The organism is Sphingomonas colocasiae (assembly GCF_019880585.1).
Taxonomy (GTDB): Bacteria; Pseudomonadota; Alphaproteobacteria; order Sphingomonadales; family Sphingomonadaceae; genus Sphingobium_A; species Sphingobium_A colocasiae.
Genome location: NZ_JAINVV010000009.1, coordinates 44,851 through 67,569, shown reverse-complemented (window position 1 = coordinate 67,569; position 22,719 = coordinate 44,851). Strand labels below are relative to the sequence as shown.

The following is a 22,719-nucleotide window of genomic DNA, read 5'->3' as shown; positions in this document are numbered from 1 at the left end:
GAACAACGCCACTCAGGTGAGTCAAAAGGCGGGAGGGAGAGGATGATGATCGCGATTCGGAGCAGGGGCGATTGGCTGTCGGCGCGGGTTTCGTGCGTCGCAATGGCAATGGTGGCCAGCATCGGCACGGCCGCGGCGCAGGATGCGCCCGCTGACGATCTGGCGAGCGAGATCATCGTTACCGCGCAGAAGCGCGAGCAGAGCCTGCAGGACGTGCCGATCTCCATCCAGGTCGTTTCCGGCAAGGCGCTGCAGGAGACCGGCATCCGCACCTTCGAGGATCTGGGGCCGCTCATTCCCAATTTCACCGTGGTCAAGACACCGGCCGCCAACATCATCTCGATGCGTGGCGTTGCTTCCGGCCCCGGCAGCCCGTCGCTCGAACAATCGGTGGTGATGTTCGTCGACGGCATTTATGGCGGCAATGCGCGCCAATTCGCCTCGCCCTTCCTCGATATCGAGCGGATGGAGGTACTGCGCGGGCCCCAGGGCGCGCTGGTCGGCAAGAACACCAATGCCGGCGCGATCAACATCGTCACGCGCAAGCCCGGCTTCGAATTCGGCGGCTATGTCCGCGCCGACTATGCGATTGATCCCAGCGGTCCGACGGTGGAAGGCGCGCTCGACATCCCGATCGCGGACAATCTCGCGGTCCGCGTCGTCGGCAAATATTCCGATGTCGACGGCTATATGTACAACAGCTTCTCGAACAAGGATCAGCCCGCCCGGCGGGAGATCGTCGGCCGCGCCGTGCTCTATTACGACAATGGCGGCCCGATCACGATGACTGCCAAATATGAGCATGCCGATGTCAAGGTCGACGGGTCGCCCGTCCAGATCATGTCCGCGCTCAAGGGGCGCGGGATCGATCACGTCAAGGAAAGCGGGCTCGCCTTCTCGAACGAGTTCGACAATATCCGCACCGACACCGCGTCGCTGCAGTTCGACATCGAGCTTGGCGAGCACACGCTGACCACGATCACCGGCTATTCGCATTTCGTCAGCAAGAACCGGATCGACGCCGATTTCACCGAAGTGACCGGTGCCAGCGCCGATTTCGACATGAATTTCAACCAGATGTCGCAGGAAATCCGGCTGCTCTCACCTACCGGCAAGACGATCGAATATGTCGTCGGCGCCTATTATCAGGTTGGCGACCTGCTGGAAGAGCGCACGACCGGCGTGCTCTTTGCGCCGGCGGCCAGCACCTATCGCATCATGGATCAGGACAGCCGCGTCTGGTCCTTCTACGGACAGGTCACCGCGAACATCAGCGACAGCCTGCGCGCGATCGGCGCGCTGCGCTATACGCATGAGCGCAAGAGCGCGACCTACAAGCGTTTCTCCGGCCCCAATACCTATACCGATCTGCGCACCGGCACCCAGGTCGCCAATTTCTCGGATAGTCTGCGCGAAGGGCTGATCGATCCGTCGGCGACGGTGCAGTACGACGTCAACGACAATGCCATGGTCTATTTCACCTACAGCCGGGGTTCGAAAGGCGGCGGCTTCCAGGGCGCGATCTCGAACGCGGTGCCCTTCTCCTTCCAGTTCGAGCCCGAGCGCTCGCAGTCTTTCGAGGCGGGCGCGAAGCTGAGCTTCCCCGGTGTCGGCCATCTCAACCTGGCGGCCTACCGCACCAAATACACCAATCTTCAGGTATCGGCTGCCCTGCCCTCGCCCGATGGGCTCAGCGCACCCTTCTTCACGGGCAATGCCGGCGATGCGGTGGTCAAGGGCGTGGAACTGGACGGCCTGATCCGGGTCGCGCGCGGATTCGAACTGATCGGCAATGCCGCCTGGACGCCCAGCGCCAAATATGGCGATTATGGTGCGGGGCCCTGCTATACCGGACAGACGCCCAACGGCACCCAGCCCGGATCGTGCAACCTGTCCGGCCTTCGGCTCAATTTCACGCCGAAATGGGCGGGTGCGGTGACGGCGCGCTATTCGGGCGATATCGGATCGTCGCTCAAATTCACGGGCAGCCTGACGACGCTGTTCCAGTCCTTCTCGCGCCGCGATTCGACGCGTGATCCGTTGGCGGTGCAGCCGGCTTATGCCAAGATCGACGCGCGCATCGGCATCGGCGCACCCGACGAAAGCTGGGAACTGGCGGTGATCGGTCGTAACCTGACCGACAAGACGACGGTGGCGTTCGTCGGCGCCGGCGGCCTGGCGGCAACGGTCTTCTCGCCCGACTCGCGATCGCTGACCGTCGATGCGCCACGCACCTTCGCGGTGCAGGCTTCGTATAAATTCTGATCGGCAAGGGTGGCCAGCACGACGATGACGGCGTTCGATCTCGAAAAGGCCGCGACCTTCAGGAACGGCCACCCTTTTGCCACTTACGAAGCGTTGCGGGCCGATGATCCGGTGCGTCGCCATGACGGCCGCGACGGTCGGCCGCCTTATTGGACGCTGACGCGCCATGCCGATGTCGAGGCGGTTTCGCGCGACAATGTCCGCTTCACCTCCACCCAGGGATTCCGGGTCTTCGAGGAAGGCGGCATCGCGCTGCTGACGCCGAAGATCCGCGAGGCGGTGACGAGCACGATGATGACGATGGACCCGCCGCGCCATGGCGAGGTCCGCCGCCCGCTCCAGCCCAGCTTCCTGCCCTCCGCATTGCGGCGGCTGGAAGCGAGCGTGAACGGCTTCGTCGCCGATCTGGTATCGAACCTGCCCGATGGCGGCGAGATCGAGTTCGTTTCCGAAGTCGCCGCGATCGTGCCGATCCGCACCCTCTGCCTGATGCTCGGCATTCCCGACGAGGATATCGGCAAGGTGTTCGACTGGACCAACCGGCTCGTCGGCACGTCGGATCCCGACTATGCCAGTTCGCGCGAAAGCTCGCTGGCGGCGTTCGAGGAGGTGTTCGACTATGGATTGGCGCTGTTCGAGGCGCGCCAGGCCGATCCGCAGGAGGATCTGCTGACCATCGTCGCGACCATGATGTCGGACGGCGCGCCGCTGCGCGATGCCGTCAAGCGCGGCCTGTTCACCCTGTTGCTGGCGGCGGGCAACGAGACGACGCGCAATTCGCTGTCGGGCGCGATCGTCGCGCTCAGTCGTTTTCCCGACCAGAAGCGCAAGCTGGTCGAGCAGCCGGGCCTGATCGCGGGCGCGGTTCCCGAATTGTTGCGCTATGTGACGCCGGTGATCCAGATGATGCGCACCGCCCTGGTCGACGTCGAGATCGGCGGTGTCGCGATCCCGGCTGGGGATCGGGTGGCGATGCTCTATGGCGCGGCCAATTCGGATCCGGCGATGTTCGCGGATCCGCGCCGGCTGGACGTCGAGCGGACCAACGCGTCGCGTCATCTGTCCTTCGGGATCGGCATTCATCATTGCCTGGGCGCCCGCGTCGCGACGATGCAGCTCGAAGCGCTGCTGACCGCATTGCTCGCGCGCTTCCCCGATATCGCGATCGCCGGCGAGCCCGACTATCTGCAGAGCAATTTCGTTTGCGGCATCAAGCACCTGCCTGTTTCGCTCGGCAGGGCAAGGTGAACATGGCGGTGGCGAAGATGCGGGACGAGCAGCCGGTGTGGAACGGGATCGGGGCGTCCTGGCCCGAAACCACGCTCGAACGCCAGGTCGCGCGGTTCGCGCGTGAAAAGCCCGATGCGATCGCGGTGATCTCGCCCGATGCCGCGCTCGACTGGCGCACGCTCGATGATCGTGCGAACCGGCTGGCGGCGGCGCTGGTCGCGCACGGACTGAAACCGGGCGATCGGCTGGGCTGGCTGGGGCGCAACGGCGTCGATTTTCCCGTTATCCTGGTCGCGACCCGCCGCGCGCGACTGGTCCTGCTCGGCCTCAACTGGCGCCTGTCGGCCGCCGAGATCGCGGCGGTGGTCGATCGCGCGCGCCCCGCGATGATCATCGGCGATGCCGAATTCGCGCCGTTGCTGCCCGCCGGCCAGGCGATGACCGAAACCGGCGGCGCGCTCGACGCGCTGATCGCCTCTGGTGATGTCGTTCGCGTGGAGGGCCAGCGCCCCGACGATCTTACCACCTTGTTCTTCACATCGGGCACCACCGGCGAACCCAAGGCGCTCGCCTATACGAGCGAAGCGGTGGAGCGGATGACCTGCGCGCCGACCACGCTCGATTTCTCGGCCGACGCGCGGCTGCTGATCGTCGCGCCGGTTTTTCACACCGCCGGCTGGGCCTGGACCCAATATGGCCTGGCCGGTGGCATGACGCAGATCCAGCTTCCCGCCGCAACCGCGACCGGCATGCTCGACGCGGTCGATCGCTGGCAGGTAACGCATGCGCAATGGGTGCCGGCGATGCTGAGCACCGCGCTTGCCGAACACCGCGCACGCGGCACCGGCACCACCAGCCTGCGCATGATCGCCTATGGCAGTTCGCCGATCGCGGAGACGTTGCTCGACGCGTGCATCGCCGCGTTCGGCTGCAGCTTCTCGCAGGTCTATGGGCTGACCGAGAGCGTCGGGCCGATCACCCATCTGCCGCCCGATGCGCATGACGCGCGATCGCAGGGCAAGTCGCAGGCGACCGGCCTTGCCAATCCTGGCGTCGAACTGCGCCTGGTCGATGATGACGGCATGGACGTGGGGCCGGGCGAGATCGGGGAGATCTGGGCGCGGCTCGCGCATCCCGAGGCACATCACTGGTCGATCGATGGGGTGGGGGAAAGCGTGGCCGATGCCGATGGCTGGCTGCACACCGGCGATGTCGGCTATCGCGATGCCGACGGCTATCTGTTCGTCACCGATCGCAAAAAGGATGTGATCATTACCGGCGGCGAGAATGTCTATCCGGTGGAAGTCGAAAAGGCGCTGTCCGCGGCGCCGGGGGTGGCGGATGCCGCAGTCTTCTCGCTGCCCGATCCGCGCTGGGGTGAAACCGTGGTCGCCGCGATCATTCCGCAGGACGGCCATAGTCTCGATGCGGCGGCGGTGATCGCGGACTGCCGATCGCGGCTGGCGCATTACAAATGCCCGACGCGCATCTTCGAAACGACTTGCTTCCCGCGCAACGCTTCGGGCAAGGTCCTGCGACGGGCCCTTCCCGAGCTGTTCGGCCAATGAGCCTTGCTGCGGCTCAATTCCTGGCGCATTGCGGAGGGAAGGCGAAGCCGGAACGGGGGCAGCGTGCAGCAATTTCTGATGATGGATCTGCTTCGGGCCTATTACTGGTTCGACGAAGCGCTGCAGGCCGGGCTGAAGCAGCATGGCTGGGGGGATGTGACGCGATCGCAGTCGCTGATCCTCTCCAACGTCGCATTCGGCGTGCGCCGCGCGTCGCAGCTCGCCAAGAATCTGGGGGTCACCCGTCAGGCGATCAGCCAGATGCTGACCGAGATGGAGCGCAAGGAACTGATCACGATGAGCGCGGATCCCAGCGACGGCCGCGCGCAGATCGTCAATTTCAGCACGCGATCGCAGGGGATTCGCGACGACGCGATGAAGATCCTCAACACCATCGAGGCCCGGCTGGGCGAGCAGCTCGGCAAGCGACGCTTCGAGGCGCTGACCGAAGCGCTTTCGCGCGACTGGGGCCCGCCGGCCTTCGTCGACCAATAACCGCGCACCGTCCGGGTGGGACGATGCGTGTCTCCCCAACCGGATAGAGGTGTCATGACCCAGCTTCCCGGCGCCGCGCTTCGCGGCCGATCCGCCATCGTGTTCGGTGGCACCAGCGGCATCAATCTGGGCATCGCGCGCGCCTTCTGCGCGCAGGGCGCCCATGTCTTCGTTGTCAGCCGCAAGCAGGAGAATGTCAACGCCGCGGTCGAGAGCCTGCGCGGCGATGGCGGCCATGCCGACGGACTGGTCGCCGATGTCCGCGATTTCGACGCGGTCGCCGCCATCGCCGCGGCGGTGGCGGAGAAGGCGGGCGGGATCGACATCGTCGTTTCCGGTGCCGCCGGCAATTTCCTCGCCTCGGCGGAAACCATCTCGTCCAACGGTTTCCGCACCGTCGTGGATATCGATCTGATCGGCACGTTCCACGCCGCGCGCGCCTGCCATCCGCATCTGCGCACGCCGGGCGCCAGCATCATCAACATCACCGCGCCGCAGGGCGCGAAGCCGATGATCGATCAGGTCCATGCCTGTGCGGCGAAGGCGGGCGTCAACATGCTGACGCGCTGTCTGGCGCTCGAATGGGGGCCGCAGGGCATCCGCGTCAACGCGATCTCGCCGGGCCCGATCGGGGAGACGGAGGGCATGCGCCGGCTTGCGCCGAGCCGCGAAGCGGTGGATGCGATCACCGGCGTGGTGCCGCTGCGCCGTTTCGGCACGATCGCGGAGATCGCGGAGGCTGCCTGTTATCTCGCTTGTGCAGATTATGTGAACGGCGTGGTGCTCGACGTCGATGGCGGCGTGATGCTCGGCACCGGGGGGATCGTATGAGCGTGCTTGCCGGGCGGACGGTGTTGATCACCGGCGCTTCGTCGGGTGTCGGGCGCGATCTGGCGCGCAGCCTGGCCGGGGCGGGGGCTCGTGTGGTCGCCTGTGCGCGGCGGCGCGCGATGCTCGACGATCTGGTGGCGGAGATCGCGGGCGCGGGCGGCAACGCCTTCGCGCAGGATTGCGATGTGACCGACGCGGCCGCGATCGCCGCCGCCTTCGACGCGGGCGAGGCGCGCTATGGACCGATCGACAGCGTCATCGCCAATGCCGGCATCAACCATGCGGGACCGGCGATGAAGCTGGAGGTGACCCAGCTCGACGCGATCCTGTCGGTCAATCTGCGTGGCGCGTTCCTGACCGCGCAGGAGGGGGCGCGGCGTATGATCGCGGCAGGTGATGCGTCCGATGCGCCGCGCCGGATCCTGTTCGTCGCGTCGATCCTGGGGCTGCGTCCGCAGGCGGGGGCGGCGGTCTACAGCGCGACCAAGGCGGGGGTGGTGATGCTCGCCAAGTCGCTCGCGCTCGAACTCGCGCGCCACCGGATCAGCGTCAACGCGCTCTGCCCCGGTTATATGCCCACCGACATCGTCGACGACTGGTTCGAAAGCGAGGGCGGCAAGCGCCAGATCGCGGGCTGGCCGCGCCGCCGCCTGATGCCCGTCGCGGAACTGGAAGCCGCCGTCCATTATCTGCTGTCGGCGGCCGCGGGCTCGGTGACGGGCACGTCGCTGACGGTCGACGACGGCCAGTCGCTGGCCTGAATAATGTCTAGTTACTTGACAAAATTTGCGTGAGGTCCGACAGTTTTTTCGCGACAGGCAATGAGTCCGACGCGCTGAATCGAGGAGGATGAGATGACCGAAACGCCCGAAGCCCGACCGATCAAGGGCGTCCATCACGGCGCCTTTCGCTGCCGCGACGCGGAACAGACCCGCTGGTTCTACGAGGATGTGCTGGGGCTGGTGACCGAAGGCGGCGTGGTGCTCGACGAAGTACCCGGCACCGGCGCCGACGATCCCTATCTCCACATCTTCTTCCGGATGACGAACGGCGAATATATCGCCTTTTTCGACGCGCCCGCCTCCGCCGATCCGGAATGGTTCCAGCGCAAGGAAAGCTTCGACATGCACTGGGCGTTCGAGGTCGAATCCGAAGAGGCGCTGCTGGCGATGCAGGCGCGGATCAACAGCTTCGGGGTCAGTGCGCTCGGCCCGATCGACCATCATTTCGTCCGCTCGATCTATATGTACGATCCAAACGGCATCCAGGTGGAACTGACCTGCCGCACCGCCGATCACGACGCGATCTTCGCCAAGGAAAAGGCGGAGTTCGCGGACGTGCTCGCGCGCTGGTCCGAACGGACGCGCGCGGCGAAGCTCGAGAAATTCGGCGCCGAGGCGATCGCGAAGCGCGGCCGCGCGCCGGCAAGGGCCTGACCATGTCCGCATCGCGATATGAACGCATCCCCTATCTCGTCATGTTCGACGAGAAATCCGCCTTCAAGGACACCTATGCCGGGGAGATCGGCAAGGTCGTGGTCGAGGCGCATCTGCTGAAGCCCGAAACGCCGTCGGACAGCGTCGTGATCTTCTCGCACCCGATCGGTGGTGGCGCCTATCTGCCGCTCATCGGCACGCTCGCGAAGCACGGCATCCACACCATCTATTGCAACACGCGCTATCGCGGCAACGATACCGCGCTGATCATGGAACGCGCCGCGATGGATTTCGCGGCGTGCGTGCGGGATGCGAAGGAAAGGCTGGGCTACAAGAAAGTCTATCTGGGCGGCTGGAGCGGCGGCGGCGCGCTCTCGCTCTTCTATCAGGCGCAGGCGCAGGATCCACGCGTCACGCATACCCCGGCGGGCGATCCCTACGACCTGAACGCCGCGGACTTCATCCCGGCAGACGGCATCATGCTGCTGGCCGCGCATCTGTCGCGCAACCTGACATTGACCGAATGGCTCGATCCTTCGATCACCGATGAAACCCGGCCGTTCGATCGCGATCCCGAACTCGATCTCTATGCGCCCGATGGACCGAAGCCGCCATTCTCGGATGCGTTCATCGAGAAATACCGCGCGGCGCAGATCGCGCGCAACCGGCGTATCACCGCCTGGGTGAAGGACGAACTCGCCGCACTGAAGGCTGCGGGCAAGCCCAATCACGAACGCTGCTTCACCGTGCAGGGGACGATGGCGGATCCGCGCTTCGTCGATCCCGCCATCGATCCCAGCGACCGCAAGCCCAATTGGTGCATGCTCGGCGATCCTTCGGTGGTGAATGACGGGCCGGTGGGGCTGGCGCGCTTCACCACGCTCCGCAGCTGGCTGTCGCAATGGTCCTATGACGATTCCAATGCCGACGGCATCAAATGCGCGGCGCGCATCTCCGGCCCGATGCTGGTGATCGAAAACAGCGCCGACGATGCCTGCACCCCCAGCCATGCCGCGCGGCTGATGGCGGCCGCCACCGGCTGTACGCAGACGCATCACGTGGTGACGGGCGCCAATCACTATTATTTCGGTCAGCCCGACTTGGCCAACGAAGCCGCCAGGCATATTCGCGACTGGATCGCCGGTCTGGAGGGATGAGTGGAATGAAGGATGAAGCGACTGGGCCGCTGGCCGGCCTGATCGTGGTCGAGATGGGCCAGCTGATCGCCGGGCCGTTCTGCGGCCAGCTCTTGGGCGACATGGGCGCCACCGTCATCAAGATCGAGCCGCCGCGCGTGGGCGATCCGATGCGCCAATGGGGGCAGGGCGTTCCCGTCTGGTGGGAAGTGATCGCGCGCAACAAGAAATCGGTCTCGATCAACCTGCGCGAGGCGGAGGGGCAGGCGCTGGCGCGCCGGCTGATCGACCGGGCCGACATATTGATCGAGAATTTCCGCCCCGGCACCATCGAGAAATGGGGGCTGGCACCCGATACGCTCCACGCCACCAATCCCGGGCTGATCGTCGTGCGCATGTCCGGCTATGGCCAGACCGGCCCCTATGCCGGCCGCGCCGGCTTCGGCGGCATCGGCGAGGCGATGGGCGGCTGGCGCCGCCTGGTCGGTGATCCCGATCGGCCGCCGAGCCGGATGGGCGTCTCGATCGGCGACAGCCTGGCCGCCACCTATGGCTGCATGGGTGCGCTGGCGGCGCTGCACAACCGCGCCGCGACCGGGCTGGGCCAGGTGGTGGACAGCGCGCTCTACGAAGCGGTGCTGCAGGTGATGGAAGGGCTGGTCCCCGAATATACGGTGGGTGGATCGGTCCGCCAGCGTTCGGGGTCGGTGCTGCCGGGCATCGCGCCCTCCAACGTCTATCCGTGCAGTGACGGCGAATATCTGATCGGCGGCAACCAGGATACGGTGTTCCAGCGGCTCTGCCAGGCGATGGGCCAGCCCGAACTGGCGTCCGATCCGCGCTATGCGACGCATGGCGCGCGCGGCGAACGTCAGGCGGAGCTCGATGATATCATCGCCGAATGGACGTCGCGCCACACCGTGGCGGAGGTCGAACAGGCGATGCTCGATCATGGCGTGCCCGCCGGTCGCATGTTCGGCCCGCAGGACATGCTGGACGACCCCCATTTCCAGGCGCGCGATGCGATCGTGACGGTGGAGGGATCTCGCTGGGATGGGCTGAAGATGCAGAACGCCTTCCCCAAGCTGTCGCGCACCCCCGGCTCGGTACGCAGCCCGGCGCCCGAACATGTCGGTCAGGACAATGCGGCGGTGCTGGGCGGGATGCTGGATCTCGATGCAGAAGCGCGCGCCGATCTGGAGGCAAGGGGCATCATCTGAAGCCGGAAAGCTTCAGCCCATCACCGCATCGAGCTGGCGCGCGTCGAGATATTCCTCGATGCGCGTCACCGCGCCGTCCGTCACGAACACCAGCGCGCAGCATTCCACCGCGACGCGGGCGCCGTCGCGGCGCGTGCCGGTCAGCCGGTGCCGATGGACGAAGCCGCCGTCGAACGGGGTGATCCGGCGATCTGCATAGGCGCGATCAGGCATGCGCTTCACGAACAGCGGCAGGAAGGCGGCGACCTCGCGCGCGGCGATATTGCGCTGGGTCGTGTTCGACCAGAGCGTGGCATCGGGCGCGTAGAGGCTCTTGAGCGTCGCGGTGTCGCCGGCTTCGAGCGCGTCGAACAATTTGGTTGCGAGCATGGTCAGATCGGTGGTCATCAGGGCTCCTGGCGGACAAGCGAGGCGCGGAATGCGCGCATGGCGGCGGCGATGCAGATCACGCCGATCGGCCCCGCGATCGCGGTGAAGCTGGTGAGCGACCGGCCGATCAGCGCGGGATCGCCGAAGATGCGGTCGGTCAGCAGCGCGACGGCGGTCGGCGCGAGCGCCAGCGACAACAGCGTCACGACGAACAGGTAGAGCGCGGCAATCCGCGCGCGCAGCGGCGCGGGGGCGAGTTTCTGCACCGCGACCGCGCCGGGCGGATAAGCGGCGGCGCCGAACAGCAGCGCCAGGGAAAACATCGCCGACGCGCCGATCGCGCTGGGCATGAACGGCGCGATGGCGCCGAACAGCGCCATCAGCGCGATGCCCGCGCCGACGACGGACAGCGACGCGGTCGCGGCGCCAGAGCGTGTCCACCGGTCCGAGATCGCGCCGCCGGCGATCGCGCCGATCGGGCCGAGGACGAGCAGGCCGATCCCCAGCATCCGGCCGGCGCCGGCGGGCGTCTCGCCATAGGCGCGGATCAGGAAGGTCGGCGCCCAGGAGAGCAATGCCGTCGTGATCATCCCCGAAATGCCGTTGCCGACGAACAGCAAGGTCAATGTCCGCCATTCGCGGACAAGGAAGGGGCGGAGCGGCATCGGCGTCGCGGCGGTCGCCGCGATGCGCCGGCGCGGTTCGGGAATGGTCAGTGCCAGCAATGCCAGAAGCAGTCCCGGCGGACCGAGGATCAGGAAGACGAGCTGCCAGGCCCGCACCGGGCCGAAGGGGGTTTCATGGCCACCGCTCGTCGTCGCGAAACCGATGATGATCCCGCCGATGATGAAGGCGAGTCCGCCGCCGACCGACACGCCCGACGAAAAGATCGCCATGGCGCGGCCGCGCTTGTCCTCCGGGAACAGGTCCGCGATCAGCGAATAGGTGGCGGGGCTCAGCGTCGCTTCGCCCACGCCGACGCCCATCCGGGCGAGAAAGAGCTGCCAGAAATTGCCTGCCAGGCCGCAGGCCGCGGTCATCGCGCTCCAGAAGGCGATGCCGACCGCGACGATCGCGGTGCGTGAACGCCGGTCCGCCAGCGCCGCGATCGGGATCGCCATGCTGGTGTAGAAGATCGCGAAGGCCAGCCCCTGAAGCAGGCTGATCTGGGTGTCGCTGAGATCGAGGTCCGCGCGCAGCGGCTCGACCATCAGCGAGATGATCATCCGGTCGATATAGGACAGCGTATAGGCGAGGAAGAGCACGAACACCGCCCACCAGGCACGGCCTTCGCCGATATGCGGCGCGTCGCTCGCGGGCAGGGGGGCGGCCATGCGCGCGGTCCGCTACTGGCGGACCGGCCCCAGATCGAGACCCAGCACATGCTTGCCGTAGAGTTCGTTCGCATCGTCGCGATCGAGCAGCACATGGGTGCGCACGGTGTTGATGTCGCGCTGGATCAGCTGGAAGGGCGATCGCTCGTGCTGCGCGCGCGCGCCCGCCATGCCCGCCATGGTGTTGATGATATCGGCGCAGGTGGCGACGGCGAGCGCCGCGTCGCGGCGATAGCGCAGCCGTTCCTCCGCGCTGGAGGTGCGGCCGCTTTCGGCCAGCAGGTCGACATCGACGAAATGGCGCTGCATCAGCCCGTGAAAGGCGTCGTAGCGCGCCATGGCGTCGGCGATCTTGGCCTGGGTGCTCGCGCGCGCGGCATGGTCGATCCCGCCATAGCCGACCCGGCCCTTGGTGAACTCGATGAACTCGTCGATCGCGCGGCGCGCCAGCCCCAGCGACGCACCGACCGTGGCGATCATCAGCACGGTGTGAAGCGATGCACGCAGCCCGCGATATTCGGGAAGGGCCTCGGCGCCCGGCGTCTTGCCGACCATCAGCAGATTCTGCGACAGCGTCAGGTGATCGGGAACGAACAGGTCGCGCACATGGAATTCGCGGCTGCCGGTGCCGCGCATGCCGGAAACGAACCAGTTGTCGACCACCTCCACCTGCGCCTTGGGGATCAGCAGATTGACGGTCTCCGCGCCGTCGGTGCCCTCGACCACCGCGAGCGCGCCCACCCAGTCGGAGAAATCGATGCCGCTGGCGAAGCCCCATTCGCCGTTGACGCGGTAGCCGCCGTCCACCTTGCGCGCCGAACCACCCTTGCCGGAAAAGGTGAGCGGGAACAGCGCGTGACTGGTCTCGCCATACAGCGCCTGCTGCGCTTCCAGCCCGAAATGCGACAATACCCAGTGATGGCATCCCAGGATGCCGAACAGCCAGGCAGTGGATCCGTCGCCCTGGCCGATCAGCAAGGCGGTGTCGAAAAAGGTCGAAAGGCCGGCCTGGCTGCCGCCGAAGCGCTTGGGGGCGAGCATCTGGAGAATGCCGGCATCGAGCATCTCGGCGACCGATTCGTCGGCCACGCGGCGTTCCTTGTCGACGGCATAGCCGCGTTCGCGCAGCGCCGGAATCATCGCGCGCGCGCTTTCGAGCAGCGCTTCCCGATTCGGGCCGGGCTCCCGCTCGCTCGTTGCCGCCGTTTTCGCCTGTGTCGCCATGAACTCTCACCACCCGTTTTAGTCAATCTACTTTACATATTTGGGTCGGGGCTTACAAGGGGGGAAACGACAGGCGCCGATCGGCCGGGTTCAAGGGAGAAGCAGCGTGGCCAATATCCTTATCGTCTTCCATTCGCGCGACGGCATGACCGAGGCGCTGGCCAATGCGGTGGCCGAAGGCGCGATGGCGGCCGGCGGCGGTGTGCGGCTGCGCCGCGCGCGCGAATTGGTGGGGGCGGATGTGATGGCGCTGGCGCCGGGCTGGACGGAGAATGCCACGCGCATGAACGCGCTGTACGAAGCGCCGACCGCCGATGATGCGGTGTGGGCGGATGCGATCCTGTTCGGCACGCCCTCGCGCTTCGGCCTCGTCTGTTCGGAGGTGAAGGCCTATCTCGACAGCTTGGGCGCGCTCTGGGCGCGCGGCAAGCTGGTCAACAAGGTCGGCTCCGCCTTTGCCGCATCGGCGACGCCGCATGGCGGTAATGAAGTGACGAGCCTGACCCTGTTCATACCGATGGCGCATTTCGGCATGGTGATCGTGCCGCCCGGCTTCGCCGACGGCGCGATGTTCAAGGCCGGCACGCCCTATGGCGCATCGGCGGTCTCGCACAACAAGCCGGGGGCGCTGCCCAGCGACGCCGATCTCGACGCCGCGCGCTTCCAGGGCCAACGGGTGACGGAGATCGCGCGGCGGCTGAAGGGATAGGGCTGGTTACGATCCGGCGACGGGCGGTGTTTGATCGGGATTGATGCCCCTACCTTGTCATTCCCGCGAACGCGGGAATCCCGCTTCTTCTTCTTCTTCTTCTTGATGCTTCACGGAAAAGCTGGATCCCCGCGTTCGCGGGGATGACACAGGGGGCGTAACGAGAGAGTAGCTTCTCCCGATCTACAACGTGCGTCCCACGATCAGCCGCATGACCTCGGACGCGCCACCATGGACGCGGTCGATGCGGGCGTCGCGGAAGATGCGGGCGATCGGATATTCGTTCATATAGCCATATCCGCCAAAAAGCTGGACGCAGTCGTCGATCAGCTTCCATTCGGTCTCGGTCACGAACAGCTTGATCATCGCCGCGAAGGCCGCGTCGAGCCGGCCGGCGAGATGTTCGGACAGGCCGTGCTGGAGGAACGCCCTGGATGCGGTCGCCGCGGTCTTGGCGTCGGCCAGCTTGAACTGGGTGTTCTGCAGGTCGATCAGGCTCTTGCCGAACGCCTTGCGGTCTTTGGTGTAGGCGATGGTCTCGGCCAGCGCGCGTTCCATCAGCGCCATGCCCATGCATGCGATCACCAGCCGCTCCTGCGGCAGCATCGCCATCAATTGACCGAAGCCGAGCCCGACCGAACCGCCGAGCAGGGCGTCCTCGGGCACGACCACATCGTCGAAGAACAGTTCGGACGTGTCCTGTGCCTCGCGCCCGACCTTGTCGAGATTGGTGCCCCGGCGGAAACCGGTTGCATCTCCCTCCACCAGGAACAGGCCGATGCCGTCGCTGCCGTCTTCCTTCGCGGCCTTGGCGACGACGACGATCAGTCCCGCGCTCTGCCCGTTGGAGATGAAGGTCTTCTGACCGTTGATCCGCCAGCCACCGTCGCAGCGCATGGCGCGGGTGCGCACGCCCTGCAGGTCCGATCCCGCGCCCGGCTCGGTCATCGCCACCGCCAGGATCGTTTCGCCCGAAACCGCGCGCGGCAGCCAGCGCGCCTTTTGCGCCTCGGTCGCATAGTGGAGCAGATAGGGAGCGACGATACTGCTGTGGACGGCGACGCCGAACCCTTCCAGCCCGCGACGGCCGGTTTCCTCCAGCACCACCCAGTCGTGTCGGAAATCGCCGCCGGGGCCGCCATAGGCCTCGGGAATGCTTGGGCAGAGCAGCCCTGCCTCGCCCGCCATCCGCCAGAATTCCGCCGGCACCTGCTTGGCCAGGCGCCATCCGTCGAGCGTTTCGGGCGTGGCGTGGCGATCGAGGAAACGGGCGACCGCGTCGCGATACAGGATGATCTCCTCATCCAGCATCGGATCGATCTCGCGGATGGGCAGAACGGACGTCATATTGGGTCGGTCTCCAGGCAATGATGTCAATTTACTTGACATATAATCGGCCGCGCGAAAAGGGTGTGCCATGGGAAGAGGACATGATTGAGCCCGAAGGACGGGACGATGCCGCGTCGCTGGCGGCCGCGCTCGAACGCGCATTCGCGCGCCAGCATGGCGCCGTGCCGCGCCTGTCGCCGCTCACCCGGCTGAGCGGCGGCGCCAGCAAGGAGAATTGGGCCTTCTCGGCGACGTCCGACGGCGTCGAGCGCGCGCTGGTGCTGCGCGCGGCGCCCGCCGAATCGCGCTTCGAATCGGCGGGCGTGATCTCGCTTCCGGCCGAAGCTTCATTGTTGCGGCTGGCGCGCGCGAACGGCGTGCCCGTGCCCGAAGTCGTCTGCGAACTCGCCGATGCCGATCGCCCCGGTTATGCGATGCAGCATGTCGCGGGCCAAAGCGTCGGCACACGCATTCTGAAGGACGAGGGGCTCGCCGGGGCCCGCGCCGGCATGGCGCGGCAGTGCGGGGAGATATTGGCGCGCATCCATGCGATCCCCCTGGATGGATCGCCCGCGCTGGATGTGCTGATGCCCGCCGATGCCGTCGCCGCGCTTGCCGAGGGCTATCGTGCGACCGGCCAGCAGCGGCCGGTGTTCGAACTCGCCTTGTGCTGGCTGGCCGATCGCCTGCCCGATTGCGGCGCCCCCGCGCTCGTCCATGGCGATTTCCGGAACGGCAATCTGATCGTAGGGCCGGACGGTATCCGCGCGGTGCTCGACTGGGAAACCGCGCATATCGGTTGCGCGGCCGAGGATCTGGGCTGGCTCTGCGTGCCGAGCTGGCGGTTCCAGCGGCCGGATCTGCCCGTCGGCGGCTTCGGGACCCGCCAGGCGCTGCTCGCCGGTTATCATGCCGCCGGCGGCCGGCCGACATCGATGGACGATCTCCGTTTCTGGCAGATGTTCGGCAGCCTGCGCTGGGGCGTGATGTGCGCCGGGGTCGGCGCGCGCTTCGCGGCCGGCGTCCGTTCGGTCGAGGGCGGCATGATCGCGCGCCGGGCTTCGGAAACCGAATATGACCTGCTGGCACTGATGAAGGAGAGCGGCGATGCTTGACGCACCTTCGGGCGACGACCTGCTGGCCGAGGTGGAACGCGCGTTGAAAGAAGGGATCGCGCCCGGCTTCGCGCAGCGCGTTACGGCCAATGCGGTGGCGCTCGCGCGGCGCGAACGCGCGATGCAGGCGCCGCTCGATGTCGCCGAATGCGAACGGCTGACGGCGCTGATCGGGGAGGCCGGTGATCTCGCCGTGCTCAACGCGGCTTTGTGCGCCGCGATCCGCACCCGCGCGATCGATGCCGGATCGGCGCAGCTGATGACGCATCTTTGGGAAACGACGCGCGCCAAGCTCGCGGTCGATCAGCCCGCCTACCCACCTTTCCGCGCCGAAGCGCAGCAGTGAGGGCCCTATGGATTTCGACCTTCCGTCCGACCTGACCGATTATCTCGCGACGCTCGATCGCTTCATCGCCGACGAGATCGCGCCGCTCCAGGCGGCCGACGACAATGAACGCTTCTTCGATCATCGCCGCGAATGGGCGCGCACCGATTGGGATCGCGGCGGCCTGCCCCGCCATGACTGGGAGGATCTGCTCGCAGAGGCGAAGCGGCGCGCCGATGCCGCCGGCCATCTGCGTTTCGCTTTGCCGGCGGCGTTCGGGGGGCGCGACGGCGGCAATCTCGCCATGGCGGTGATCCGCGAACATCTCGCCGCCAAGGGGCTGGGGCTGCACAATGATCTGCAGAACGAGCATTCGATCGTCGGCAATTTCCCGACCGCGCTGATGATCCGCGATTTCGGCACCGATGCGCAGCGCGAGGCGCTGATCCCGGGCATTCTCGACGGATCGCTGTTCGTCGCCTTCGGCCTGACCGAGCCCGATCACGGATCGGACGCGACGCATATGGAGACGCGCGCGGTGCGGGAAAGCCGCGATGGCGTGGCGGGCTGGCGGATCGACGGCGAGAAGATGTGGATCACCGGCATGCATGTCGCCAGCCATTGCCTGCTGTTCGCGCGCACCGATGGCGCGGCGGGTGATGCGACGGGGATCAGCTGCTTCGTCATGCCCAATCCCATCGAGGGGCTGAAGATCGAGGAATATCTCTGGACCTTCAACATGCCGACCGATCATCCGCGCATGACGCTGGACGGCGTCTGGCTGCCCGAGGATGCGATCCTGGGCACGGCCGGTGACGGCCTCGTCCTCGCCCAGCATTTCGTGCACGAGAACCGCATCCGCCAGGCCGCGTCCAGCCTGGGCGCGGCGGTCTACTGCATCGAGGAAAGCATCGCCTATGCGCGGGCGCGCAAGCCGTTCGGCAAGCCGCTGGCCGCGAACCAGGGCATCCAGTTCCCGCTGGTCGAGCTCGCGACCCAGGCGGAGATGCTGCGCCAGCTTATCTACAAGACAGCCTGGGAAATGGACCGCATGCCCAAGCCGGAGGTGGAGAAGCGCCTCTCCGACAAGGTGAGCATGTGCAATTACTGGGCGAACCGGCTGGTCTGCGAAGCCGCCGATCGCGCGATGCAGGTGCATGGCGGCATCGGCTATTCGCGGCACAAGCCGTTCGAGCATATCTATCGCCATCATCGCCGCTACCGGATCACGGAGGGGGCGGAGGAGATCCAGATGCGCAAGGTGGGCGCATGGCTGTTCGGCTATGCCGGGCCGCGCCGCCACGCCGGAGGCCGGCCGTGAGCGCGACCGGCGACCGGTTCGAAACCATCATCGTCGAGCAGCGCGGCGCGGTCGACTGGCTGACGCTCAACCGGCCCGAACGGCTCAACGCGCTCGACGACCGGATGACGGCCGAACTGCGCGGCTATTTCGAAGGATTGTACGACCGCCCCGATCGCCGCATCGTCGTGCTGCGCGGTGCGGGACGCGGCTTCTGCTCCGGGCTCGACCTGGGCAGCGATCTTGCGCGACGCTTCCGGGAAGGCAATGTCGGTGCGGCTTTCTCGGTCCAGCGCGGCATCCGCAATGTCATGCTGGCGATGCGGCGCTGTCCGCAGCCGATCATCGGCCTGCTTCATGGGGCGGCCGCAGGCGGGGGCTTCGTGCTCGGGCTCGCCTGCGACATCCGGATCGCCGCCGAGAATGCGCGGATGAACGGCGCTTTCATCCGTATCGGGCTGGGCGGCGGTGATGTCGGCGCTTCCTATCTGCTGCCGCGTCTGATCGGCGCTTCCGCAGCCGCCGAACTGCTGCTGACGGGCCGCGATCTCGATGCCCAGCGCGCGCTCCGGCTCAATCTCGTTTCCGAAGTGGTGCCCGAGCACGAGCTGGAGGCCGCCGCCGATCGTTATCTGGAGCCGATGCTGGCGACCGGTCCGATCGCGCTCGGCCTCACCAAGGAGGTGCTCAACGCCAATCTCGATGCGCCGAGCTTCGAAGCCGCGTTGATGCTGGAAGATCGCAACCAGGTCGTTCTCAGCCGCACCGCCGATTTCGGCGAGGGCGTGGACGCGTTTCGTGCGAAGCGGCGGCCGGTGTACCAGGGGGAATAGCGCCACCGGTTGCGCGCCGCACTGTCCGGCGCGAGGCTGAAGCCCTGCGTCATCGCCATCCTGGAGATGACCGTGAAGAACGATAGCGGACCGAAGATCCGGCACGCGATCCGTTGACGATTGATTGGGCATCGCCTGCTATGATCCGCCGACTTGCGGCATTTTTCGTGCATGCTCGCTCGGAAAAACGGAGCGGATATGGCAGACGAGATCGAACTGAAGCTTGAGCTGACAGGCGACGCGGCCGCCCGGATCGAGGCCTCCGGACTGCTGCCCGGCGATCCCCGCAAGGCCCGGCAGCGATCGATCTATTTCGATACGCCCGACCGGGATCTCGCCAGGGCGGGTTTTTCGCTGCGCATCCGCCGTTCGGGCCGCAAGCGTATCCAGACGGTCAAGGCGTCGGGAGCGGGCGCGGCCGGGCTGTTCGTGCGCTCCGAATGGGAGCGTCCGGTTGACGACGACAATCCCGTGCTCGATTGCACCACGCCGCTCGCCACCCTGCTTGGCGATGCGGTCGACGCCGTCGCCCCCGCGTTCGAGGTGAAGATCGACCGGCACGAATGGATCGTCATGGAGGGCGATGCGGTTATCGAACTGGTGCTCGATCGCGGCGAGGTCGTGGCGGGCGAACGCCGTTCGCCGGTCTGCGAGATCGAGCTGGAACTGAAGTCCGGCGATCCGGCCGCGCTGTTCGTGCTCGCGCGCAGGATCGACGCCGTCGCGCCGGTGCGGCTGGGCGTCGTCACCAAGTCCGAACGCGGCTATCGCCTGATCGCGGCGGCCTCGGCGATGGCGAGGGCGGAGCGGACCGAACTCGATGGCGAGATGACGGCGGCTTTGGCCTTCCGGCGGATCGTGCAGTCGTGCGTCCGCCAGTTCCGCCTCAACGAGGCGCTGCTGCTGACCGGACCGAATCCGGAAGCGCTGCATCAGGCGCGCGTCGCGCTGCGCCGCCTGCGGTCCGCGCTTTCGATCTTCAGACCGATGATCGGCGCCGATGGCGACGCGCTGGGCGCGGACCTGCGCTGGCTGGCGTCGGAACTGGGCGACGCCCGCAATCTCGATATGCTGCTCGACCGCGCCGGGCATGGCCCGCTGTACGACCGGATCGCGGCGGCGCGGGCGGTCGCATATGAACGCGTGCATGACGCGTTGCTGTCCGCGCGGGTGCGCGGCCTGATGCTCGCCCTGGCCGAATGGGCGGCAATCGCGAACTGGTCCGGATCGTCCGGCGGCGAGGCGGATGGCGATCAGCCGGCGCGCGGCTTCGCGGTCGCGGCGCTGGATCGCTTCCGGCGACAGGTGAAGCGCAAGGGTCGCGATCTCGCGCATCTTGACGACGAGGCGCGGCACGCGCTGCGCAAACATGCCAAGAAGCTCCGCTACGCGGCGGAATTCTTCGCGGCGCTTTTCGGCCGCAAGCGCGAAAAACGGCGATACAAGCGCTTCGTCAAGGCGCTGGAAGCGCTGCAAGACCATCTCGGCGCGCTCAACGATCTCGTGACGGCGCGTCGGATATTGAAGACGTTGGGCGTCGCCGACGGACCGGACGTATCCGCGTTGCTGGTCGAGGATGCGAAGGACGATCTCGTCGAGGCGGCGGCTGAGGCGCACGAGGATCTGGTCGACACCAGGCGATTCTGGTGATGGCGGCCGCGCCGGGACGCGGCGCCGGACGCTGACATTCGTCCCTCCGGAAAGGATTTCGATCACCCCCCGACTAATCCCCCATCGCGGCGAAAGATCGGCGCGAAACAAAAGGGGGGAAGGTGATGAGGAAATCGACGATCCGAACCATGCTGCGCGCCGGGGCCGCGCTCGGCATGCTCGCGCTGTCCGCCATGGCGGCGGCGCAGGATGCGCCGCAGGGCGAGGAGCCCGGCTTCGGGGATATCGTGGTGACCGCCGACAAGCGCGCGGAACGGTTGCAGGACGTGCCGGCATCGGTGAGCGCGGTCACCGGCGAGCAGCTCCAGGCGGTGCGCGCGACGCAGCTTGCCGATTATGCGGGCTATGTGCCCGGGCTGGTCTTCACCAGCCGGGGCGGACAGGGGCATGGCTATATCGCGTTGCGCGGCCTGGCGCCGCTGGGCGAAACCGCCGCCGTCGGCACTTATATCGACGATACGCCGGTGGGATCGAGCAGCGGCCTGGCCGCCGGATCGTCGATCGTCGTCGATCTGACGCCCTATGACGTCGAACGGGTGGAGGTGCTGCGCGGCCCGCAGGGGACGCTCTACGGCGCCAACGCGCTGGGCGGGCTGATCAAATATGTGACCGTTCAACCCGACACCGGCGGCGTCTCCGCCCGGCTGGGCGGGGAAGTGTCCGATACCGCCCATGGCGGCGGGTTGGGCTGGGCCGCGCGCGGCGCGCTCAACCTGCCGGTGGTGACCGACACGCTGGCCGTACGCGGCAGTTTCCTGTTGCGTCGCTCGCCCGGCTTTGTCGACAATCCGCGCCTGGGCCTGAGCGATCTCAATGATGCGCGGCAGGTCAATGCCCGGCTGGCGATGCTGTGGCAGGCGAGCGACGACGTCACCATCCGGCTTTCCGGCCTGTATCAGCGCAATCGCGCCGACGGCTCCAGCCATGTCTCGCTCGATCCCGTCACGCTCAAGCCGGCCGGCGGCGATCTGCCGCAGCAGCGCCATGTGCTGACCGGCTTCGATCAACGGCTCCAGCATTATTCGGGGAGCCTCGCCTGGTCGCTGGGTGGCGCCGAGCTGCTTTCGGTGACGAGCTATTCGCGCGGCTCCTCGCGCGACACGGCGGACCTGACCGAGCCCTATGCCGCGTTCATCCCGCTGTTCTGCGGGCTGTTGTCCGCGTGCCCGCCGGGAACGACCGGGATCGTGCCGCTTCAATATCGCAGCCGCGTCGCCAAGTTCACGCAGGAGGTGCGGCTGAGCTCGACCGGGGACAGTGCGTTCAAATGGATGGTGGGCGGCTTCTATACCGACGAGACCGCGTCCTACCATCAGGATCTTCAGGCGCGGCGGACCGACGGGACGCTGATCGCCGGGCTCACGCCGTTCGGAACGGTGGTGCTCGATTCGGGCTATGAGGAGAAATCGCTTTTCGGCAATCTCGGCTACAGCTTCGACGATCTGATTGACATCGGCGCCGGTCTGCGCTGGGCCAGAAACGATCAGGTCTATGGCCAGACCACCACCGGGCCGATGCTGGGTGAAGGCAATGTGCCGAACAACCGGTCTTCGGAAGATGTGGTCACCTATATGGCCAATGCGCAGCTTCATCTGGCGCGCGACGCGATGGTCTATGCGCGCTTCGCGACGGGCTATCGTCCGGGCGGACCCAATGTCGCGCTGCCCGGCGTGCCGCCCAAGGTGAATTCCGATTCCACGCGCAATTACGAGATCGGGTTGAAATCGGAATTGTTCGATCGGCGCGCGTTGTTCAACGTCACGGCCTTCCTGATCGACTGGAACGACATCCAGGTGAACCTGCTTACCGCGCAGAATCTGGGCTACCTCGCCAATGGCGGAAAGGCGCGCAGCAAGGGCTTCGAGTTCGAGGCGATGCTGCGCCCGGTGGACGGGCTGCAACTGGGCGTCAACGGCGCCTATACCGATGCGCGGATCAGGAGCGGCGCGGTGCCGCTGGGCGGCAAGGATGGCGACCGCATCTCGTTCATTCCGCGCTTCAGCGGTTCCGCCACCGCCGATTACCGGACCGCATTGGGCGCCCGTGAATTGCACCTCAATCTGGGCTATCGTTATGTCGGCAGCCGTTTCGCGATGCTGGAGAGCAATCCGGCGGCGCGACGGGCGCGTCCCTATGGTCTGGTCGATGCGGGCGCCGCGCTGTCGGACGATCGCTGGACGCTGCGCCTGTTCGCCAAGAACCTGTTCGACAAGCGCGCTTTCCTTTCCCCCGTGCCGCTGCGGCGCGGGGCGACGACGGTCTACTATGTCTCGCCCGTCGTCGAGCCGCGCGTGATCGGGATCAGCCTGGATACCCGCTTCTGATCCGG

The 22,719-nt window shown here is 66.7% G+C and carries 20 protein-coding genes; 16 read left to right on the top strand and 4 right to left on the bottom strand.

All coding sequences use genetic code 11. The features are described 5' to 3' along the window. Positions 1-45: 45 nt before the first annotated feature. From K7G82_RS19050 to K7G82_RS19010, 9 genes are all read left to right on the top strand, one after another. Positions 46-2,265, top strand: coding sequence for a TonB-dependent receptor (locus K7G82_RS19050; RefSeq protein WP_222991525.1), 2,220 nt, complete (start codon positions 46-48; stop codon positions 2,263-2,265). A gap of 9 nt (positions 2,266-2,274) precedes the next feature. Beyond that, complete coding sequence (locus K7G82_RS30235) at positions 2,275-3,513, top strand: cytochrome P450 (protein ID WP_222991524.1); 1,239 nt, start codon at positions 2,275-2,277, stop codon at positions 3,511-3,513. 2 nt (positions 3,514-3,515) lie between these two features. After that, the gene (locus tag K7G82_RS19040; protein WP_222991523.1) at positions 3,516-5,063 is read left to right on the top strand and encodes a class I adenylate-forming enzyme family protein; all 1,548 of its coding nucleotides are present in this window, start codon (positions 3,516-3,518) and stop codon (positions 5,061-5,063) included. 78 nt (positions 5,064-5,141) lie between these two features. Continuing rightward, positions 5,142-5,558, top strand: a complete 417-nt coding sequence (locus K7G82_RS19035; protein ID WP_222991522.1) for a MarR family winged helix-turn-helix transcriptional regulator — start codon at positions 5,142-5,144, stop codon at positions 5,556-5,558. Positions 5,559-5,612: 54 nt separating this feature from the next. Beyond that, positions 5,613-6,389 carry an SDR family oxidoreductase gene (locus K7G82_RS19030; protein ID WP_222991521.1) on the top strand — a complete coding sequence of 259 codons (777 nt, stop codon included), beginning with the start codon at positions 5,613-5,615 and terminating at the stop codon, positions 6,387-6,389. Beyond that, positions 6,386-7,150: an SDR family NAD(P)-dependent oxidoreductase gene (locus K7G82_RS19025; protein WP_222991520.1), complete on the top strand. Its 765-nt coding sequence runs from the start codon at positions 6,386-6,388 to the stop codon at positions 7,148-7,150. Before K7G82_RS19030 ends, K7G82_RS19025 begins: the two co-directional genes overlap by 4 nt. A 93-nt stretch (positions 7,151-7,243) precedes the next feature. Then, positions 7,244-7,825: a VOC family protein gene (locus K7G82_RS19020; protein WP_222991519.1), complete on the top strand. Its 582-nt coding sequence runs from the start codon at positions 7,244-7,246 to the stop codon at positions 7,823-7,825. A 2-nt stretch (positions 7,826-7,827) separates the two neighbouring features. Then, a complete protein-coding gene (locus tag K7G82_RS19015; RefSeq protein ID WP_222991518.1) occupies positions 7,828-8,982 on the top strand; it encodes an alpha/beta hydrolase in 1,155 nt (384 codons plus the stop codon). 5 nt (positions 8,983-8,987) lie between these two features. Further along, positions 8,988-10,181, top strand: a complete 1,194-nt coding sequence (locus K7G82_RS19010; RefSeq protein WP_222991517.1) for a CaiB/BaiF CoA transferase family protein — start codon at positions 8,988-8,990, stop codon at positions 10,179-10,181. A 12-nt stretch (positions 10,182-10,193) separates the two neighbouring features. Here K7G82_RS19010 and K7G82_RS19005 read toward each other — a convergent pair whose 3' ends face one another. The 3 genes from K7G82_RS19005 to K7G82_RS18995 are packed head-to-tail and all read right to left on the bottom strand — an operon-like array spanning position 10,194 to position 13,108. After that, on the bottom strand, positions 10,194-10,568 hold the full coding sequence (locus K7G82_RS19005) for a nuclear transport factor 2 family protein (protein ID WP_222991516.1): 375 nt from the start codon (positions 10,566-10,568) through the stop codon (positions 10,194-10,196). Then, positions 10,568-11,884, bottom strand: a complete 1,317-nt coding sequence (locus tag K7G82_RS19000; protein WP_222991515.1) for an MFS transporter — start codon at positions 11,882-11,884, stop codon at positions 10,568-10,570. Before K7G82_RS19000 ends, K7G82_RS19005 begins: the two co-directional genes overlap by 1 nt. A 12-nt stretch (positions 11,885-11,896) precedes the next feature. Further along, positions 11,897-13,108, bottom strand: coding sequence for an acyl-CoA dehydrogenase family protein (locus K7G82_RS18995; RefSeq protein WP_222991514.1), 1,212 nt, complete (start codon positions 13,106-13,108; stop codon positions 11,897-11,899). A gap of 106 nt (positions 13,109-13,214) precedes the next feature. Here K7G82_RS18995 and wrbA point away from each other — a divergent pair, with 106 nt between their 5' ends. Continuing rightward, complete coding sequence (wrbA, locus tag K7G82_RS18990; protein WP_222991513.1) at positions 13,215-13,817, top strand: NAD(P)H:quinone oxidoreductase; 603 nt, start codon at positions 13,215-13,217, stop codon at positions 13,815-13,817. A 183-nt stretch (positions 13,818-14,000) separates the two neighbouring features. On the opposite strand, the gene K7G82_RS18985 is transcribed toward wrbA, so the two are convergent. Continuing rightward, positions 14,001-15,164, bottom strand: a complete 1,164-nt coding sequence (locus tag K7G82_RS18985; protein WP_222991512.1) for an acyl-CoA dehydrogenase family protein — start codon at positions 15,162-15,164, stop codon at positions 14,001-14,003. 83 nt (positions 15,165-15,247) lie between these two features. Here K7G82_RS18985 and K7G82_RS18980 point away from each other — a divergent pair, with 83 nt between their 5' ends. From K7G82_RS18980 to K7G82_RS18955, 6 genes are all read left to right on the top strand, one after another. After that, positions 15,248-16,261, top strand: coding sequence for a phosphotransferase family protein (locus tag K7G82_RS18980; RefSeq protein ID WP_222991511.1), 1,014 nt, complete (start codon positions 15,248-15,250; stop codon positions 16,259-16,261). Next, positions 16,254-16,607 carry a DUF6285 domain-containing protein gene (locus K7G82_RS18975; RefSeq protein ID WP_222991510.1) on the top strand — a complete coding sequence of 118 codons (354 nt, stop codon included), beginning with the start codon at positions 16,254-16,256 and terminating at the stop codon, positions 16,605-16,607. Before K7G82_RS18980 ends, K7G82_RS18975 begins: the two co-directional genes overlap by 8 nt. Positions 16,608-16,614: 7 nt before the next feature. Further along, entirely contained in the window at positions 16,615-17,907 is a 1,293-nt protein-coding gene (locus tag K7G82_RS18970; protein ID WP_222991509.1) for an acyl-CoA dehydrogenase family protein, read from the top strand. Continuing rightward, positions 17,904-18,719: an enoyl-CoA hydratase/isomerase family protein gene (locus K7G82_RS18965; protein WP_343228610.1), complete on the top strand. Its 816-nt coding sequence runs from the start codon at positions 17,904-17,906 to the stop codon at positions 18,717-18,719. Before K7G82_RS18970 ends, K7G82_RS18965 begins: the two co-directional genes overlap by 4 nt. A gap of 198 nt (positions 18,720-18,917) precedes the next feature. Further along, a complete protein-coding gene (locus tag K7G82_RS18960) occupies positions 18,918-20,369 on the top strand; it encodes a CYTH and CHAD domain-containing protein (RefSeq protein ID WP_222991507.1) in 1,452 nt (483 codons plus the stop codon). 125 nt (positions 20,370-20,494) lie between these two features. After that, positions 20,495-22,714 carry a TonB-dependent receptor gene (locus K7G82_RS18955; RefSeq protein ID WP_222991506.1) on the top strand — a complete coding sequence of 740 codons (2,220 nt, stop codon included), beginning with the start codon at positions 20,495-20,497 and terminating at the stop codon, positions 22,712-22,714. The last annotated feature ends 5 nt before the right edge of the window (positions 22,715-22,719 follow it).

Excerpts from the sequence above, each read along its gene's own strand:
- K7G82_RS19050 (WP_222991525.1), top strand. The coding sequence starts at position 46 with ATGATCGCGATTCGGAGCAGGGGCGATTGGCTGTCGGCGCGGGTTTCG.
- K7G82_RS19040 (WP_222991523.1), top strand. The coding sequence starts at position 3,516 with ATGGCGGTGGCGAAGATGCGGGACGAGCAGCCGGTGTGGAACGGGATC.
- K7G82_RS19035 (WP_222991522.1), top strand. The coding sequence starts at position 5,142 with ATGATGGATCTGCTTCGGGCCTATTACTGGTTCGACGAAGCGCTGCAG.
- K7G82_RS19030 (WP_222991521.1), top strand. The coding sequence starts at position 5,613 with ATGACCCAGCTTCCCGGCGCCGCGCTTCGCGGCCGATCCGCCATCGTG.
- K7G82_RS19025 (WP_222991520.1), top strand. The coding sequence starts at position 6,386 with ATGAGCGTGCTTGCCGGGCGGACGGTGTTGATCACCGGCGCTTCGTCG.
- K7G82_RS19020 (WP_222991519.1), top strand. The coding sequence starts at position 7,244 with ATGACCGAAACGCCCGAAGCCCGACCGATCAAGGGCGTCCATCACGGC.
- K7G82_RS19015 (WP_222991518.1), top strand. The coding sequence starts at position 7,828 with ATGTCCGCATCGCGATATGAACGCATCCCCTATCTCGTCATGTTCGAC.
- K7G82_RS19010 (WP_222991517.1), top strand. The coding sequence starts at position 8,988 with ATGAAGGATGAAGCGACTGGGCCGCTGGCCGGCCTGATCGTGGTCGAG.
- K7G82_RS19005 (WP_222991516.1), bottom strand. The coding sequence starts at position 10,568 with ATGACCACCGATCTGACCATGCTCGCAACCAAATTGTTCGACGCGCTC.
- K7G82_RS19000 (WP_222991515.1), bottom strand. The coding sequence starts at position 11,884 with ATGGCCGCCCCCCTGCCCGCGAGCGACGCGCCGCATATCGGCGAAGGC.
- K7G82_RS18995 (WP_222991514.1), bottom strand. The coding sequence starts at position 13,108 with ATGGCGACACAGGCGAAAACGGCGGCAACGAGCGAGCGGGAGCCCGGC.
- K7G82_RS18985 (WP_222991512.1), bottom strand. The coding sequence starts at position 15,164 with ATGACGTCCGTTCTGCCCATCCGCGAGATCGATCCGATGCTGGATGAG.
- K7G82_RS18980 (WP_222991511.1), top strand. The coding sequence starts at position 15,248 with ATGATTGAGCCCGAAGGACGGGACGATGCCGCGTCGCTGGCGGCCGCG.
- K7G82_RS18975 (WP_222991510.1), top strand. The coding sequence starts at position 16,254 with ATGCTTGACGCACCTTCGGGCGACGACCTGCTGGCCGAGGTGGAACGC.
- K7G82_RS18970 (WP_222991509.1), top strand. The coding sequence starts at position 16,615 with ATGGATTTCGACCTTCCGTCCGACCTGACCGATTATCTCGCGACGCTC.
- K7G82_RS18960 (WP_222991507.1), top strand. The coding sequence starts at position 18,918 with ATGGCAGACGAGATCGAACTGAAGCTTGAGCTGACAGGCGACGCGGCC.
- K7G82_RS18955 (WP_222991506.1), top strand. The coding sequence starts at position 20,495 with ATGAGGAAATCGACGATCCGAACCATGCTGCGCGCCGGGGCCGCGCTC.